Annotated in this window: 17 protein-coding genes; 8 read left to right on the top strand and 9 right to left on the bottom strand. The window is 50.9% G+C overall.

The window, feature by feature from the left end; all coding sequences use genetic code 11:
* Window positions 1-229 precede the first annotated feature (229 nt).
* The 4 genes from ACZ51B_RS16135 (at window position 230) to ACZ51B_RS16120 (ending at window position 3,317) form a co-directional block, all read left to right on the top strand.
* On the top strand, window positions 230-1,075 hold the full coding sequence (locus ACZ51B_RS16135) for a type II secretion system protein (protein WP_464294369.1): 846 nt from the start codon (window positions 230-232) through the stop codon (window positions 1,073-1,075).
* Between the two features lie 246 nt (window positions 1,076-1,321).
* Window positions 1,322-1,735 carry a dockerin type I domain-containing protein gene (locus ACZ51B_RS16130; protein WP_464294368.1) on the top strand — a complete coding sequence of 138 codons (414 nt, stop codon included), beginning with the start codon at window positions 1,322-1,324 and terminating at the stop codon, window positions 1,733-1,735.
* Window positions 1,736-1,930: 195 nt separating this feature from the next.
* Window positions 1,931-2,860, top strand: coding sequence for a fused MFS/spermidine synthase (locus ACZ51B_RS16125; protein ID WP_464294367.1), 930 nt, complete (start codon window positions 1,931-1,933; stop codon window positions 2,858-2,860).
* Window positions 2,861-3,008: 148 nt separating this feature from the next.
* Entirely contained in the window at window positions 3,009-3,317 is a 309-nt protein-coding gene (locus ACZ51B_RS16120) for a hypothetical protein (RefSeq protein ID WP_464294366.1), read from the top strand.
* 46 nt (window positions 3,318-3,363) lie between these two features.
* Here the strand turns inward: ACZ51B_RS16120 and ACZ51B_RS16115 are convergent, their stop codons facing one another.
* The 6 genes from ACZ51B_RS16115 to ACZ51B_RS16090 form a co-directional block, all read right to left on the bottom strand.
* A complete protein-coding gene (locus ACZ51B_RS16115) occupies window positions 3,364-4,428 on the bottom strand; it encodes a SurA N-terminal domain-containing protein (protein WP_464294365.1) in 1,065 nt (354 codons plus the stop codon).
* 183 nt (window positions 4,429-4,611) lie between these two features.
* Window positions 4,612-5,391, bottom strand: a complete 780-nt coding sequence (locus ACZ51B_RS16110; RefSeq protein WP_464294364.1) for a FliA/WhiG family RNA polymerase sigma factor — start codon at window positions 5,389-5,391, stop codon at window positions 4,612-4,614.
* Between the two features lie 360 nt (window positions 5,392-5,751).
* Window positions 5,752-6,513 (bottom strand): MBL fold metallo-hydrolase, encoded by a 762-nt coding sequence (locus ACZ51B_RS16105; RefSeq protein ID WP_464294363.1) that lies wholly within the window; start codon window positions 6,511-6,513, stop codon window positions 5,752-5,754.
* Between the two features lies 1 nt (window position 6,514).
* Window positions 6,515-7,147 (bottom strand): hypothetical protein, encoded by a 633-nt coding sequence (locus tag ACZ51B_RS16100; RefSeq protein WP_464294362.1) that lies wholly within the window; start codon window positions 7,145-7,147, stop codon window positions 6,515-6,517.
* 67 nt (window positions 7,148-7,214) lie between these two features.
* Entirely contained in the window at window positions 7,215-7,751 is a 537-nt protein-coding gene (locus tag ACZ51B_RS16095) for a DUF2500 family protein (protein ID WP_464294361.1), read from the bottom strand.
* Between the two features lie 105 nt (window positions 7,752-7,856).
* Window positions 7,857-9,662, bottom strand: a complete 1,806-nt coding sequence (locus ACZ51B_RS16090; protein ID WP_464294360.1) for an Rne/Rng family ribonuclease — start codon at window positions 9,660-9,662, stop codon at window positions 7,857-7,859.
* Between the two features lie 161 nt (window positions 9,663-9,823).
* On the opposite strand from ACZ51B_RS16090, the gene ACZ51B_RS16085 reads away from it, so the two are divergent.
* Together ACZ51B_RS16085 and ACZ51B_RS16080 are read left to right on the top strand one after the other, a co-directional pair.
* Window positions 9,824-10,153: an FmdB family zinc ribbon protein gene (locus ACZ51B_RS16085; RefSeq protein WP_464294359.1), complete on the top strand. Its 330-nt coding sequence runs from the start codon at window positions 9,824-9,826 to the stop codon at window positions 10,151-10,153.
* The gene (locus ACZ51B_RS16080; protein WP_464294358.1) at window positions 10,143-10,736 is read left to right on the top strand and encodes a thymidine kinase; all 594 of its coding nucleotides are present in this window, start codon (window positions 10,143-10,145) and stop codon (window positions 10,734-10,736) included. The genes ACZ51B_RS16085 and ACZ51B_RS16080 overlap by 11 nt, the downstream gene beginning before the upstream one ends.
* Here ACZ51B_RS16080 and ACZ51B_RS16075 read toward each other — a convergent pair.
* From ACZ51B_RS16075 to ACZ51B_RS16065, 3 genes are all read right to left on the bottom strand, one after another.
* Entirely contained in the window at window positions 10,733-11,425 is a 693-nt protein-coding gene (locus ACZ51B_RS16075; RefSeq protein WP_464294357.1) for a hypothetical protein, read from the bottom strand. The two genes, ACZ51B_RS16080 and ACZ51B_RS16075, sit on opposite strands and share 4 nt — an antisense overlap.
* Before the next feature lie 127 nt (window positions 11,426-11,552).
* Window positions 11,553-12,254, bottom strand: a complete 702-nt coding sequence (locus ACZ51B_RS16070; protein WP_464294356.1) for a DUF6263 family protein — start codon at window positions 12,252-12,254, stop codon at window positions 11,553-11,555.
* A gap of 95 nt (window positions 12,255-12,349) precedes the next feature.
* A complete protein-coding gene (locus ACZ51B_RS16065) occupies window positions 12,350-13,048 on the bottom strand; it encodes a hypothetical protein (RefSeq protein WP_464294355.1) in 699 nt (232 codons plus the stop codon).
* A gap of 75 nt (window positions 13,049-13,123) precedes the next feature.
* On the opposite strand from ACZ51B_RS16065, the gene ACZ51B_RS16060 reads away from it, so the two are divergent.
* Window positions 13,124-13,828, top strand: coding sequence for an HAD-IA family hydrolase (locus ACZ51B_RS16060; RefSeq protein WP_464294354.1), 705 nt, complete (start codon window positions 13,124-13,126; stop codon window positions 13,826-13,828).
* Window positions 13,816-14,829 carry a tRNA preQ1(34) S-adenosylmethionine ribosyltransferase-isomerase QueA gene (gene queA, locus ACZ51B_RS16055; protein ID WP_464294353.1) on the top strand — a complete coding sequence of 338 codons (1,014 nt, stop codon included), beginning with the start codon at window positions 13,816-13,818 and terminating at the stop codon, window positions 14,827-14,829. The genes ACZ51B_RS16060 and queA overlap by 13 nt, the downstream gene beginning before the upstream one ends.
* Window positions 14,830-14,893 lie beyond the last annotated feature (64 nt).

Below are 14,893 nucleotides of genomic sequence, written 5' to 3'. Positions count from 1 at the left end.
AGCCCTGACTTGAGCCAGACCTTCTGGCTCAAGTCACTTTCGCCACACTCGTATAAAATCCTGAAGTACGGTGTTTGAGTAATCCACTCGAAAGTTTCTGTTGATCCTTAACATAGAATTAACGCAACTACTAGCCTTCTCTCTGTCAGATCAACCTTAACACTCACCTAACCTTATAGGTGAGTTCGTGTTGCCATCATTCTCCTCGTCCTCAGGAGGGCAAACGAATATGTCAAGGTCCCGCTCCGCATTTACTCTTATTGAACTCCTCGTAGTTATTGCGATCATTGCAATTCTTGCAGCTATCCTTTTCCCTGTTTTTGCACAAGCCAAAGAGGCAGCAAAGAAAACCCAGTCGATCAGCAATGTGAAGAACATTGCAGTTGCCATGAACATGTACATGGGCGACGCTGATGACACCACACCTACTGTGTTCAAGAGTGCTCCAACCACTCCTAGCCGAAACGACGTCTTTGTAACCCTCCAGCCGTACATCAAGAATTTCGATATCTTCTACAGCCCTGTCCGAAGTGATCGAAAGTGCGATGTTTCGGATATCGCAACAATGCCACAGGGTGATCGTTGTTTAGGCTATGGTTACAACTGGGGAATCCACATCTATGCCGGTGGCGGACTTGTTCAACCAGAAATTACGCTCGCCGACGGACAGACGAAGTCCCAGAGTGGAATCAGTGGTAGCCAGGTAGTCGAGATTGCAAACATGATCACCTACGGGGACACTTACGACACACCTCGTTACACCATGGGCGTTTATGACCAGTTCAACATTGATCGGTACACAGGATCATTCCAACAGTCCGGACTCCGATTTGGTGGACAGTATGCTGTCGGCTACCTCGACGGACATGCTAAGGCAGTCAAGTACAACCTCTTTACAGTCGGTGGCACTACGAGCAAGGATGATTGGTTCTCGGCTCCAGTCGATCCAAAGAAGCGAGTAGGATACTGCAGCGACCCGAACATGGTCATCAACGTTGGCGGCCCAATCGGCAACGTAACCTGCCAAGTTGCATCTGACTACCCAGAAACCGCTCACCTCAAGTGGGCTCCTTAAACTAAACAAGCCCTTGACTTCAAGATAAATACATCAAGGCACTATTCTCTAAATGGGCATAGTGCCTTTTCACTTAACTACTCGACGAGTCATGCTTAGTTAGTTGTAAAAATCTTGGCTAATCTCGATTAGATTGACCTGCCGCGCGCAAGCAAACGTAGCTGTTAACTTATTGAAAGCGCAAAAAGTAGTCAGCACAGCGAGTCTTCGACTCTGTCAGGAACGATATATGGCAAGTCTGCCCCAGTGTTTGTAGATGCTTACGACTCTTCATCTGTGCTGACAGACTCTTACGAAGTAACCGACTTAACAGGAAATAATGCATCCCCAATTGCCTCAACATATACATGCTATGAATCAGAACTTCCTAACTTATCTGGAACTCTGTATTTATACACTCTCGCCAGTCTCCGCCACAAGTTAGTCTTAAATGGCACAGGAGTTGACTCCCTGAATTTCACGCCTAGTTACGGTGATGTCATCGGAGATAACAAAGTTGATACGACTGACATTTCTATCACTCAGAATTGTATTGGATGCACAAGGGATTCATGTCCTCCGGGAGTCTCTTTTGATGCGGTTGACCTTGTGGGAGACGGAACCGTGACTTCAAATGACCTATCGATCGCACAAGCTAATTGGGGAGCAATAGGGGACTGATGGTCTTCAGGCGACACTTAAGTTAACTAAGTGTTTCAACAGTTCATCTCAGATCGAGTAGCTGGACTCGGCGTCAGGTTTCACCAGAACAAGGTGTCGGCAACCTGCACAGCTAGGAGGCATAAACGTCGCCTCTGGGGAAATGTGTCATAATCATGCTTCCCCAGTCCACCTGTGAGGGAAAACTACGCCATCATGTCCAGCGACGCAACCGGAATTTTTATCAACGAGACCCACACATCGGCAGCCATTTGGCAGTACCGCGTGGAGAAGATGCTCCTTGAGGGCAAAACCCAGTACCAGACCTACCAGATCTGCGAAGTCCCCCGATTTGGAAAGTCCCTATTCCTGGACTACAACATCCAAACCTCCCTGCTCGATGAGTACGTGTTCCACGAGTGCATGAGCCAGCCAGCCATGACACTCCACCCAAATCCGAAGCGCGTGGTTGTCTGCGGCGGCGGCGAGGGAGCAACTCTTCGAGAAGCCCTCAAGCACAACACCGTTGAAGAAGCAATCATGGTGGATATCGACGAAGAGCTCGTCGATATGGTCAAGGTTCACATGCCCGAGTGGCACCAGGGAGCCTTTGAAGACCCACGAACCAAACTCCTCCACACCGACGCACGCCAATGGCTCGTCGACCACAAGGGAGCTAATTTCGATGTCGTCCTCAGCGACCTCCCCAACCCTCACGAAGACGGTCCAGCTCAGTACCTCTTCACCAAAGAGTATTTCCAAATCGCAGCTGACGCCATGAGCGAAGACGGCGTCTACGCGATGCAGGCAGGCTCGGCAAACGAGAACTACCCCGCGTGCATGGCTAGCTGTATCAAGACTCTAGAGAGCATGAAGGAAGTGTTCCCGTACGTTGCCGGATACTACGGCATCGTAAGCACCTTCTTCCAGCCATGGGGCTTTGTATTGGCTAGCAAGAAGTACGATCCACTGGCACTCACCGCAGAAGAGATTGCGAAGCGATTCGCCGCTCGCGGAGTCAAGAATCGATACTACACTCCACGCTTCCACCAGGCTGCCTTTACCCTCCCAGAGTACATTCTGCGAAGTATTGAGACAGAGGCCACCATCCTTACCGATGCAGAGCCTTTTGCCTGGACAGCCTAAATCCCTGTACTTGGAACTATCAGGTTCCGAACAGTCGTCATTAAGGTTGGTGACCAAAACGACAATATCGCTAGGAAACCAACCCCAGCTTTGAACCACAATAAATAAATAGAGAGGACCGGCAATGCCGCCGGAATATTGAAAAACAATGATGTTTCGAAAACTATATTGGGTATCTGAACGCGTCGAGAACGACGGAACTTCCAAAGTGAGTGGAGTCTATACCTCCATCCCAGATCTTATCCGCCGAGGCCTCCACCACGGAGACTCGCAATCCCTAAGACTCACCCTCACTAAGCTCGATTGCGACAAAGACCCCATTGGATCTTGGATCTCCCCCAAATTTGACGGTCTGGAGCAAGGCCTACAAGAGTTCATCCGAACTGACGAATTCAGCGCAGAGCAATGCAACGCTCTTATCCAAGCGCTGACCCAAACCAACAAAATAGCCGTCTGATCTTTCGATCAGACGGCTATCCAGTCTCATAGTCTCCGCGAGGAGACTATTTCTTCGTTCCAGGAGCGACCGGCGCTACCGGTGAGCTTGAAGGTGCCGGACTCTTCGGAGCCGATGTGCTTGTATCCGTCTTAGGAGATTCCGCTGCCTGAAGCTGAGTTTGAGCCTGCTTCCAAGGATCCTTAAGGCTCTGAAGCATCACTTCTACCTTGGCCTTCTTGAGGGCTTCAGTCATTCTCTTCGCAAGGTCTGTTGCCTGCTGGCCCTTTTCCAGAGCAAGACCACGGCGCACTTGCTCAATCTTCGTGTCGTCAATCTTCACAGGAGCAGCGTCTACCTTCTTAAGAACATAGAACTTAACCCATTTCTTGTTGGCGCCTTCACCTTCTGCTTGCCAGTCGGTCTCTTTCAGTTCGGGGGTCTTCGAAACCAATGCCTGGAGTGCAGGAGTCATCTGCTGGATCACTGTGATTGGGAACTGGCCTTTGTTTTGACGAGCGCCTTGAGCCACGCTGTACTGAGCAGCCACATCGCCAAAGCTCTTACCGCTCTTCAATTCGGCATCTACCTGCTTCTTGGCATTATCGTCGTTAACGATCATGTACTGCATGTTGGCCTGTGCAGGTGTGCTGAAGCTCTGTGGATTATCCTTGATAAACTTGGAAGCATCTTCCTTCGTGACATTGATGCCCTTGGTAAGAATTCGCTCTCGGGCCAGGTCAAGCTGGAGATCCTGCCGGATCTGCTCCAACGTCATTCCTTGGCTGTTGAGGTTCTTCACGAGGTCTGGCTGAAGTTTCGACTTGAAGTCAAGCTCTTTCTGAACATCTTCTGGGGTCGGAAACAGCTTGTCATCTTTTGCAAGTTGAAGCAAGAGCTTGCGCTCTACTAGGTCTCTCAAGGCTTGGAAACCGAGTGTGCCCACAACCCGGGCCTGAGCCACTTCGCCAGCCTGGATTGGCCCCTGAGCTGCAACCTGGACGACCGGCTTTCTCTCAAGATAGCTGTGGAAGTCGGCTAAGGAGATCTCCTCGCCGTTAACGGTTGCCAACGCTCCAGATCCGCCTGACTTGTTACAGCCAACGGCACCCAAAACTAAAACTGCGGACATTGCATAGATGAACTGCTTCTTCAAATTTATCCCCCGAATTTCTCGTACTAGTAATCGTACCTGTCAGGCCACAGTTTGGCCTTGCACAACGTATTAAAACGTTCTCCAAACAAGAATCGTGCCGGGAGCTATCAAAAACTTCCCGGCACGGTATGAATGCTGTGGATATTCTAGCCTTTAAGGTTAGTGGATCTGGACTCCGCCTTCTTGTCGCATAAAGTTTCGCAACCGTGTCATCGCCTGGGTATGGAGCTGATAGACCCGACTCTCACTCACACCAAGAACTTTGCCGATTTCTTTGAACGTGAGTCCTTCAAAGTAATAGAGAGCCACGACAAGTCTCTCGCGCTCAGGAAGCCGATCGACACCTTGGGACAGAATTCGCCGGAGTTCTCGCCCCTCGATCTCGCCACCTGGATTGGCGTTGTCGTCAACAATAAGATCCACAAAGTTGATGTGATCGTCGCCATCAGAGCCACCAAGAATGTCATCCAACGAATAAACATTCGTTCGGCCCATTCTGACCATGAGTTCGCTTACTTCTTGGACAGAGATTCCAATGGTCTCGGCAACTTCAATTTCAGTGGCTGGCCGACCCAACTTGGTCTCCAGACCCATCATCGTTCGATCAAGAAGCTTAAGCTTTTCTCGAATTGAGCGGGGAACCCAGTCCTCATCTCGGAGCATCTCAAGGATGGCACCGCGAATCAACGCAATCGCATAAGTCTCAAACTTAACGTCACGGGTCGGATCAAACTGATCGACGCTCTTGATTAAGCCGATAACGCCAGCACCGACTAAATCCTCTCGGTCAAGACCACCAGGGAGACTGGTTACTAAGCGACCTGCTGTGATCTTCACCAAATATGAATAGTGATTAATAAGCTCCACTCGAGCGTCTGGGTTTTTGTAAACCTTAAAATCTGTCCACGCTCTGCGCAATTGTTCCGGCGATAAAGGCATTAGTCTCCTCCAGTTCCCTCCGACTCCAAAATCGGCATTCTACTAGCATTCACTTCGGATCGAACCGTTCTGACCTGTAAAGATGACGGTGCAGATCCAGTTGTAATTAGCAGGTACCACACTTGCCCACAAAGCCATCCTAGTAAGTATGCCAGGGTAGCGCGTCCCAACGCCTCCATCGCGTCCACCTGCGCAAAAATCCCGCCAAGAAGTGCAACTATGGCAGTTACCCCTCCAAGAATTTTCGGCATCGTAAACGCCCCTTAGGCGAGACTACGGCCCCCGTAGTAATAGTGGCCTAGTATCGCAAAAACAAAAGGGCAAACTTCAGACTTTTTGCGAAGATTTGAGCCTTGGAACCTAGAGCGGAATACGAAGTCCGTCGTAGGCAAGCTCAATTCCCTCGGGCAACTCACGATTCGTCTTATCGTGGTCGTAGTCCGAGCTGAGATGCGTAAGATACGTTTGCTTTGCTCCAACGGCATGAGCGATCTCCAGTGCTTTCTCCAGATGGAAGTGATTGGGATGAGGCTCTCTTCTCACAGCATCCACCACAAAAACGTCCAGGTTCTTTAGGTTTTCCATGGCTACTTCTGGGATCGCACTGACATCGGTTATATAAGCGAAATTATTCACACGAATCCCTATCACCGGTATCTTTCCGTGGATTACTTCGAAGGTCCTAATCGTTAGTCCTCCAATCTCGAATGTCTCCGGTACATCACGCAGGTCAAAACGAGGGACCATCACGCCTGGAGGAAACTCCATAAAGGCGTAGTTAAAGACCCGACGGATATCTTCCTGATATCTCGGAAGTGTGTAGACGGGCATCGCCAAACCGGTCTTGATGCAAATGGACCGAAGATCGTCCATCCCCATAATGTGGTCAGCGTGGGTGTGGGTAATCAGAGTGGCGGCTATATCCGTGATATTCGCGCCTGTACACATCAAACGAAGCTCCGGCGGACAATCCACCAGGAGATTCTCTCCATCGCCTAGAATCGCCAAGCAGGCACGATTGCGGTGGTTTTTGGGATTGGCGAGGTACTCGGGAGGATAGGTGGCTCCAAGCATGGGAACCCCGTTGCTCGTGCCCGAGCCAAGAATGATCGCCTCTGCCAACTTAGAGTTCGCCCACCCGATGCAAAACCTGTTGGGCAACAAGTGTGCTGGGAACTTCCGCGTACTGAGCCAATCGCTCTATACAACGTGCAAAGTTCCTCTCGCCAAGGTCGTCGTAGTTGGTCTGCCCCTTACGGGCCTCGGCAATGATCTCTATGGCTTCTTCAAAGAAACGCGCGCGGTTCTGAGGAAGGCTCTTGTTTGGAACCGCTGCGTGGCGACGGCTTAACTGCTCATACACAGAGTCCCAGCTGGTGCGGGCATTCATCTCCGCCCGCATCTTGTTGAGTTCTACTTCTTGGAGGCGTCTGCGCTCGGTGTCGCGCCGCTTTACAAGCTCGTAGTCCTCAATGCGAGTGCCGTCAATGATGCGCACTCGAAGAGGCGAACCGTTCTCTGCGCTGACAGCCATCTCAATCAAACGGCTAGTTGAAGGCATCCTCAAATGCCCAGCAAGTTCCGATTCATGTGATGGGATGCCCAACACGAGCACTCCATCTTCAAGAGTCACGGGTACCGCAGCGTTAAGAGCCGTCCAAACGCCTCGGCCAGTAACGCCATTCAGAATCGTCGGGAGGGACTGTTTCCAAATATCCAATAACTCAGCCATTGACGACCCGATTATAGCTGGCATATGTCCATTCACTCCATGGGAAAGTTAACTCTTTGTTACAGAGACCTCAATTCACTGAGTTGATGCGTTAATTTGTGGGTGCCACACCAATATAAGGCGTGAATTTCCCGATCCACTTCCCTTGAACGTCGGCCTGTCCGTACATGCCTTCGCCCGCCTGGTAGAACACCTCACGCGAACACTCAAACTCCGCTACTTCTCCGTTCACCAGCTGAAGCCGCACGTAATAGCGCGGATCTTCCGCCCCATCAAACTCCCAGTCGGCGTTCAGCATCTGCCCTGTCTTGCTATATCCGTACCGACCAACTACTCTTGCGTTCTCGAATGATTTCCGTGGACCTGTGTTGCTTCTGGCGTTACTCAACACGCCATATAAAACGGCACCCAGGGCCAAAACAAGTCCGACCACAATGACTAAGATTGTGAGTGGCACCAGGTTGAGCGTCCCTGCGTCTCGAATGGCGTTGGTGCCCGGCTCTCGTGTGTACGTTCCGCGGTAGATACCGGCCACAGAGAACACCCATACGAGAAAGGCCCCGACCGTCATCAAGAAGATTCCCGCCACAAGCGAGCACCCAACGGCTTTCTCTTTAAAAATCTCCATGGTCCCCTAAACCCAATCAGCTTACAGGACTCGACGCAAGTCGTCCAGCAGGGAGTTCTAGAGAAAGGAAATCTCCATGCCGTAGTAGGCATGGAGACCTATTGGTTACCGTACCGCTGCTTTGCCGGGCATGATCACATCGCCAACAGCATAGGAGCGTCGGATGTCTTGTAGACACACTTTGGCGCGTCCACCAATGTATTCAGTTCCATCGATGAGTTCGATGTAGTAGCCGTTATCGGTCCAACCGATAACCTTGCCCGCGTTCTCGAAGGCCGAACGTCGAACGTTGACTTCCAGCACCTGAGCTCTTCGGAAGCCCATATACTCACGATCGAACTCTTCGATCGTGCCGGATCGGATCTCGTACTCTTCGTGCTCCATGTCGAAGTTGGCTCGGATGTAGATTCCGCGGCGCATTGCATGCTCCAGTTCCTCCACATTCTCCCCATCTAGTCCGATGAGGGCCTCAACCGTCGCTGGGTTGCACTCCACAATGAAGGCGTTGCCAGGCTCGTTCATCTTGCGCCACATGTCGCGCTCGATCCAAAGGCTGACAGTTTCCTTGCTTGGAATTCGACCAACGCCCGCACACATAGGGCAGATCTCAGTGATCTCCTGAGTGACAGACTCTCCCGTTCGCTTACGGGTCAATTCGATAAGACCAAGGGAGGAGATGCGTCCCACACGGGTTCGCGCTCGATCCTTGCCTAAACCGTTCATAAAGTGGTCAGCAACGCGCTTTCGGTCGCCTTCCGACTCCATGTCAATGAAGTCGCAGACAATAATGCCGCCCATGTCTCTCAACCTCAACTGTCGCAAAATCTCGTCGGCCGCTTCGAGGTTTGCTTTCAGAATGGTGTCGTTGAGGGATGTGCTGCCCACTTGTTTGCCTGTATTGACGTCAATGGCGGTCAGTGCCTCCATCTCGTCAATCACGAGGTACCCGCCAGACTTGAGCGGAACCTTGTGCTGCATGATTCGGTCGAGCTCTTTCTCGATACCGTAATGGTCAAAGATTGGAGTCTCTTTGTCAAAGAGATTGATCTTGTCTCGCATGTGGGGCGCAGCCATGCTTGCCACCAAATGCACCTTTTCATACTCGTCAGGGTCATCAATCACCATGCGACTGACACCTTCGCCGAACATGTCTCGGAGCGTGCGGAACAAGAGGGTCTGATCCTTGTGAACAATAGCCGGAGCGCGCATGCGCTTGGCATTCTTCATGACGTCAGCCCAAAGGCTCTGAAGGAATGAAACGTCCTGCTTGAGCTCGGGTTCGGATCTACCTTCACATTCCGTGCGCATGATCAAACCGAATCCAGCCGGCACAATCCGGTCTCCAATCTTACGGAGTCGCTCGCGCTCAGCTCTGTCCTCAATCTTGCGGCTCACGCCCACACTTGCGGACTCGGGCATCAAGACAACAGAACGTCCTGGAAGAGCGATGCGTGTGCTGACACGGGCTCCCTTGGTGCCACGGGGGCCCTTGGTTACCTGCACCATCACATGCTGGCCCGGCTTAAGAAGATCCTTGATCTTGCGGCGTCGAAGTTCACTTCGACGCATAGCAGAAGGGCTGCTGTCAGCTCCCTCTTCCGGCATGATGTCCGCAAGCGACAAGTAGGCGTTGCGTTCGAGACCAATGTCTACAAACGCTGCGTCCATGCCTTGAAGCACGTTTTGCACGATGCCTTTGAAGATGGAACCGACTACTCGCTCTTCCCGCTCGACACGGTACTCCATCAGACGTCCATCTTCAAGGAGTCCAATGCGGGTTTCTCGGTTTGATACGTTGACGACGATCTCTTTCAGCGCGGAAGAGTTTCGACCAGCGCTGGAGCCGTCGTTTGATAAATCGTTTGAGCGGCGCGCAACTTTCTTGCCGCGCCCGGTTTTATGGATGCTCATTGGCTGTAATTCTCAGCGGTCGAAAACACAGTGTACCGGTAGAAAGCAATGGAACAATTCTTTAGCGCACTTAAAAGCGAAAGGGAACGAAAAACTGTACGAATCCACGCTGTTTTCGCGAACCTCTCAAGCCTATTTCTATGTACCGGTATCCTTGTACAATGCCCGTCTACGAATACCGTTGCGGCAGCTGCGGTAAGAAATTCAGTGCATTGGTTGGAATGGTTGCCGAACCTGACGATGAAAAATGCCCTCATTGCCAAAGCATGCAAGTATCCAAACTGGTCAGCCGCTTCGCCAGGTATCGCAACGAAGATGATCGGATCGATGCGATTGCCGATCATATCGAGCTAATGGGCGAACCTGAAAGTCCGAGTGCCATGCGCGAGGTCATGCGGGAAATGGGCAAGGCCATGGACGAAGACACCTCTGAGGAGATGGAACAGCTCTTCGAGGCTGAGATGGCAGGGGATTTCAGCGATGAGGAGTAACAACTCCAAACTAGGCAGTCTCACTGTGGTCTGCGGAAGCATGTTTGCAGGCAAGAGCGAAGAACTCATTCGATTGGCTCGAAGAGGCCTCTATGCCAAAAAAAATGTCCAGGTATTCAAACCTAAAATCGACGATCGATTCCACAAGAGCATGGTGGTTTCCCACATGGGTGTCCAACATGAAGCCATCCCAGTAGACTCCGTTCGCGACCTCCGAGCAAAAATTGAACCGAAGGTAGACATCGTCCTCATCGAAGAAGCTCAGTTCTTTGACGATTCTCTCGTTGAGCTATGCGTTGAACTCGCAGACAGTGGTGTCCAAGTGGTTTGTGCCGGTCTGGATCAAGACTTCCGTCGTAAGCCGTTTGGCCCCATGCCTACCCTTCTAGCCGTCGCAGACGAAGTCGTCAAGCTTCGGGCAATCTGTATGAAATGCGGCGCCCCGGCAAGCCATACCTATCGGCAGATCGACGGGAAACCTGCAAAAGAAAACGACCCAGTGATCCTCATCGGAGCAACTGAGTCGTACGAAGCAAGGTGCAGAAACTGCTATAAACTACGCTCTTCCAAATCTCGCACTTAGTCGACCAGGGTGCGGCTCATCTTGCCACTCAGCAGACCCGGTGCACCAGGCATCACCACATCAGTCACCTTAACGACTTGCTTCACCACAACACCGGTTTCTTTATCCACCCAAATAGTGCTCTCAGCCGATGCTGGACTTCCTGTGATCTTTTCCTTTCCTTTGCCTTCGATCTTTAAGACATTATGGGTACCGATCTTTTCAACTCCGATCAGCTTGAAGTCAATGTGAAGGTCTACTGCGCCTTTGCTGGTCGCTTTACCATCAAACGACCAGGTACCGCCAATAGCAACCGGCTTGTCGGGATAGATGAACGCCATGATCATCGGCGCGCGGTATGCCTCAGGCCCCGTCTGAGTGCCCAGCTCAAGAAGCTCACCATTCAGCCGCTCAATACTCGTGCGAGTGGTATCAGGCTGGGTTTGTTCGCTCCCGTTAACGGACACCTTTGATTCAAATCGCTTGATCTCAAGAGATATCTGCGTGTCTTCGACCTTGAGCACTTTGTGGTTCGATTTGCTTGAGACTTGAACCTCAACACCGCCGAGTTCAAACGTACCCGTCTGATCGTATTTGAAAAGTTGTCCTACCTTTGGAGCACGCTTAATAACGTAGGATTCGTCCGGAGATGAGCCCCCAAACGCATAGGTCACTACAAAAAAGCCAGCAACGATCAGACAACTGTTCATGTTGGTTCCAGCCTACTAGAACGACCAACTCGGCGGTAAGGATTCGGCCCTACCAAATTCCTTCGATAAAAGAAAAGCCCGGTGACGCATCGTCACCGGGCTTTGAAAAGTTTTGTGAGGAACAAACTTAGTCGATAATCGACTTAGTAATGGTGCCAGTGAGAGTGAAGGGCGCACCTGGGAAGGTGACGTCTTTCAGCTTGGAAACCATCTTTACGACAATTCCTGTACCCTTCTCAACCCAAACTGTGCTGTCTACGGAACCAGGGGTGTCTCCCTTCGTCTCCTTAGACTTAACTTCAATCTTGAGGCTGTCGTGCTTGCCAATCTTCTCTTCGCCGACAAGTTTGAACTCTGATTTAGTGTCTACCGCACCCTTGTCGTTGGCTTTTCCTTCATGAGTCCAAGAGTCGCCGACCTTAACTTCCTTGTCCGGATAGATCAGCGCCATCAAATTGGCCGATCGGAACATTTCAGGCTTCGCAGAATCGCCGAGGAATTCGAGTGGCTCGCCAGCAATGTTTTCCACTCCCGAAACAGTAGCCTCAGGCTGAGCCTGTTCTGAGCCGTTGAGAATGACCTTGGTGTCGTACTGCTTACTCTCGATGGTGATCTTGTCGCCATCCACCTTGGTAACAGAATCCGAACTCTTCGACTCCAGGCCAACTTCCATGCCCTGAACTTCGAAAGATCCTTTAACCGTGTACTTGACGACGTCTCCAACTTTTGGAGTTCTCTTGATGCTGAATCCATCGATGACGGCAGCGCCAGCAAAGGCGGATGCCGCAGCCAATACAAACAAACTTGACAATAGCGTAGTGCGCTTCATGTTATTCACAGATTACGTTGTTAAATCGGTCGGGGTGGGCCGATTCGCCCACTGTTTGAAAAGATTGAGAGAGAAATTTAACAAAACGGTGCCAGTTACTCAATGCGCGTGAACTTCATTGACCCATTGATGGGTGTCGAAGAACCCGGAACGGTCACGTTTATCCACTTACCCTCATACTTAGCCATGCTGCCATCCGTCTTCGAAATCCAATAGGTCGCTTCAACCCGACTTGGAGCGTCGCCATCTGTCTCGCGAAGAACCCCAGTGATCTTCAGACAGTCGAAAGAACCGACTTTCTCTTCAGCAACCACCTTAAACTCGGCCTTAAGCGGAACACTTCCGTTCGGGTCGGATTTGACTTCTTTGATCCAAGTGTCACCAACATTCACCGTCTTCTCTGGGGCAAAAAATCCCGTGATATTGGCCATTCGGTAAGACTGTGGAGTGACCGTATCGCCCCGCAGCTCGCTCAAATCGCCACTTGGTTTGTAAACGCTAAAAGTGATCGGGCGCGGAACGTCTAATTCATTCCCAGCCACTTTAACCTTCGCTTCTGTAGACTGTTTCTGAAGAGTATAGGTTCCGTCGGCTTCCACCTTCAAAACGGTCCAAGCCATCACCGTTGTGAGGTCAACAGCACCACTGTCGAGTTCAAGCTTGCCAACTCCGCGATACTTGATCACCTCGCCTTCCTTGGGCACCCGCTTCAAAGTGAAACCCTCCCCGGCAGCCATGGCATGCCCAAGAGTTCCAACTGCGACACACATAATTGCGAGGTTCTTCAGAGTCATTACTCCATATTAACGTCTAATCCGATCCAAAGGCTGCTCGGAATCCAAAACTCCTAGGACGTCATACTATTCTCTGTGCAACCGGAGCTGATCACCTTTGACTGTGCCGAAACACTTTTGAAGTGCAAATGGGAGATTGGCAAATTCGCCGTCGAGTGTGCTCGCGAAGTCGGTTTGGAAGTCCCAGACGACGCGGCAGAACTGTATGAGCACTTCTACCGAGCGAATATCCGAGAGTTCCTTGAGATCAACTTGCGAAAAGACGAAGTCGCGGGGCAGGAGTGGTACCGATCGATTGGTGTGAAATGGCTAGACGCTCTTGCACTCCCCACTAGCAAGATTTCAGACATCCAAAGCGTCTCAGAAACGCGGATTTTTGGCCCGAAATCGGCTGTTTTTTCCGTTTTTTCGGACGTTTTTGAGACGTTAAATTTCCTTAAAGAGGTCGGTATCCGCATGGCGGTCATCTCCAACTGGGACTACTCCCTCCATCGCACCTTAAAAATGTTCGATCTATATGACCGTTTTGAGTTGGTCCTGGCTTCCTTGGAAGAGGGAGTGGAAAAGCCCGACCCGCGGCTGTTTCAAATTTGCCTTGACAAACTAGGAGTGGCACCAGAGAAGTGCATTCATGTGGGAGACAATGAGATTGATGACGTTCAAGGTGCAAGAGGTGTTGGAATGCACCCAGTCCTGATCAACAGAGAAACAGAAACAGCAATGCCCCATCAAATCTCAGATTTACGACATCTGAAGCAGGTGATCCAGTGGATTTCCTAAGCGATTACGACTACCATCTCCCCGAAGAGCTGATTGCCCAGGAGCCTCTTGCCGAGCGGTCTGCATCACGCCTACTTCACCTCAACCGAACCACGGGCGAGATTGTCCACAGGCAGTTCACCGATGTGCTCGATCTTCTCAGGGAGGGAGATCTGCTGGTAATGAACGACACCCGGGTCACTGCCGTTCGCCTGACCGGCCAAAAGACGACGGGAGCGGAAGTGGAGGCACTATTGCTGCAAGAGGTGGAGCCCTACTGCTACAAGGCTATGGTAAAGCCGGCAAAGCGTCTCCACATAGGAGCTCAGATCGAATTCGGCGAAGGCTTAGTTGCTACGGTCGATGACGAGTTTGAGGACGGACAACGCATTCTAAGATTTGAACCGATTCCTGACTTCCACGATAAACTTCAAGAAGTAGGGGCGGTTCCATTGCCGCCCTACATTCATCACAAACTTCTTGACCCCGAACGATATCAGACCGTTGTAGCCCAAAAGCCTGGGAGCGCTGCTGCTCCTACCGCAGGATTACACTTTACAGACCAAATCTTGAACGATTTGCGGTCTAAAGGGGTTCTTACTACAACCGTGACTCTCAACGTAGGAATTGATACATTTCGTCCTGTATCATCTGAAAATCTGGATGAGCACCGCATGCATGGGGAAAGATGTGAAATCTCTGAAAATTCATCAGAATTAATCAACCATTGCACGGGTAGGATCGTTGCAGTTGGCACAACGTCTGTGCGAACCTTAGAGAGCTTTGCAAAAAGTTCTAAGCAAGTTGCAACCGGAAGCAAAGTTTCGACGTTGTTTATCCGACCAGGATTTGAATTCAAAATTGTAGATGGGATGTTCACGAACTTTCATTTGCCCAAAACGACCATGCTGATGATGATGTCTGCATTGGCTGGATCCGCACCCATCAAAGAGGCTTATGCGGAGGCAATTGCAAAAAAGTATCGTTTTTTAAGTTTTGGAGATTCAATGTTAGTCATGTGATCGTTTTAATGTAACGATTCAACTAATCGGTGCGTAGACGCCGAAAATCAATCGAGGGAAGCGC

This window comes from Fimbriimonas sp. LA-C6 (assembly GCF_055398105.1).
This window is presented reverse-complemented; position numbering and strand designations above follow the sequence as displayed.

Bases quoted from the DNA above. Each gene is read 5' to 3' on its own strand.
- ACZ51B_RS16070 (WP_464294356.1), bottom strand. From the start codon at position 12,254: ATGAAGCGCACTACGCTATTGTCAAGTTTGTTTGTATTGGCTGCGGCA.
- ACZ51B_RS16090 (WP_464294360.1), bottom strand. From the start codon at position 9,662: ATGAGCATCCATAAAACCGGGCGCGGCAAGAAAGTTGCGCGCCGCTCA.
- ACZ51B_RS16080 (WP_464294358.1), top strand. From the start codon at position 10,143: ATGAGGAGTAACAACTCCAAACTAGGCAGTCTCACTGTGGTCTGCGGA.
- ACZ51B_RS16065 (WP_464294355.1), bottom strand. From the start codon at position 13,048: ATGACTCTGAAGAACCTCGCAATTATGTGTGTCGCAGTTGGAACTCTT.
- ACZ51B_RS16135 (WP_464294369.1), top strand. From the start codon at position 230: ATGTCAAGGTCCCGCTCCGCATTTACTCTTATTGAACTCCTCGTAGTT.
- ACZ51B_RS16100 (WP_464294362.1), bottom strand. From the start codon at position 7,147: ATGCCAGCTATAATCGGGTCGTCAATGGCTGAGTTATTGGATATTTGG.
- ACZ51B_RS16085 (WP_464294359.1), top strand. From the start codon at position 9,824: ATGCCCGTCTACGAATACCGTTGCGGCAGCTGCGGTAAGAAATTCAGT.
- ACZ51B_RS16075 (WP_464294357.1), bottom strand. From the start codon at position 11,425: ATGAACAGTTGTCTGATCGTTGCTGGCTTTTTTGTAGTGACCTATGCG.
- ACZ51B_RS16095 (WP_464294361.1), bottom strand. From the start codon at position 7,751: ATGGAGATTTTTAAAGAGAAAGCCGTTGGGTGCTCGCTTGTGGCGGGA.
- ACZ51B_RS16115 (WP_464294365.1), bottom strand. From the start codon at position 4,428: ATGTCCGCAGTTTTAGTTTTGGGTGCCGTTGGCTGTAACAAGTCAGGC.
- ACZ51B_RS16120 (WP_464294366.1), top strand. From the start codon at position 3,009: ATGATGTTTCGAAAACTATATTGGGTATCTGAACGCGTCGAGAACGAC.
- ACZ51B_RS16125 (WP_464294367.1), top strand. From the start codon at position 1,931: ATGTCCAGCGACGCAACCGGAATTTTTATCAACGAGACCCACACATCG.
- ACZ51B_RS16110 (WP_464294364.1), bottom strand. From the start codon at position 5,391: ATGCCTTTATCGCCGGAACAATTGCGCAGAGCGTGGACAGATTTTAAG.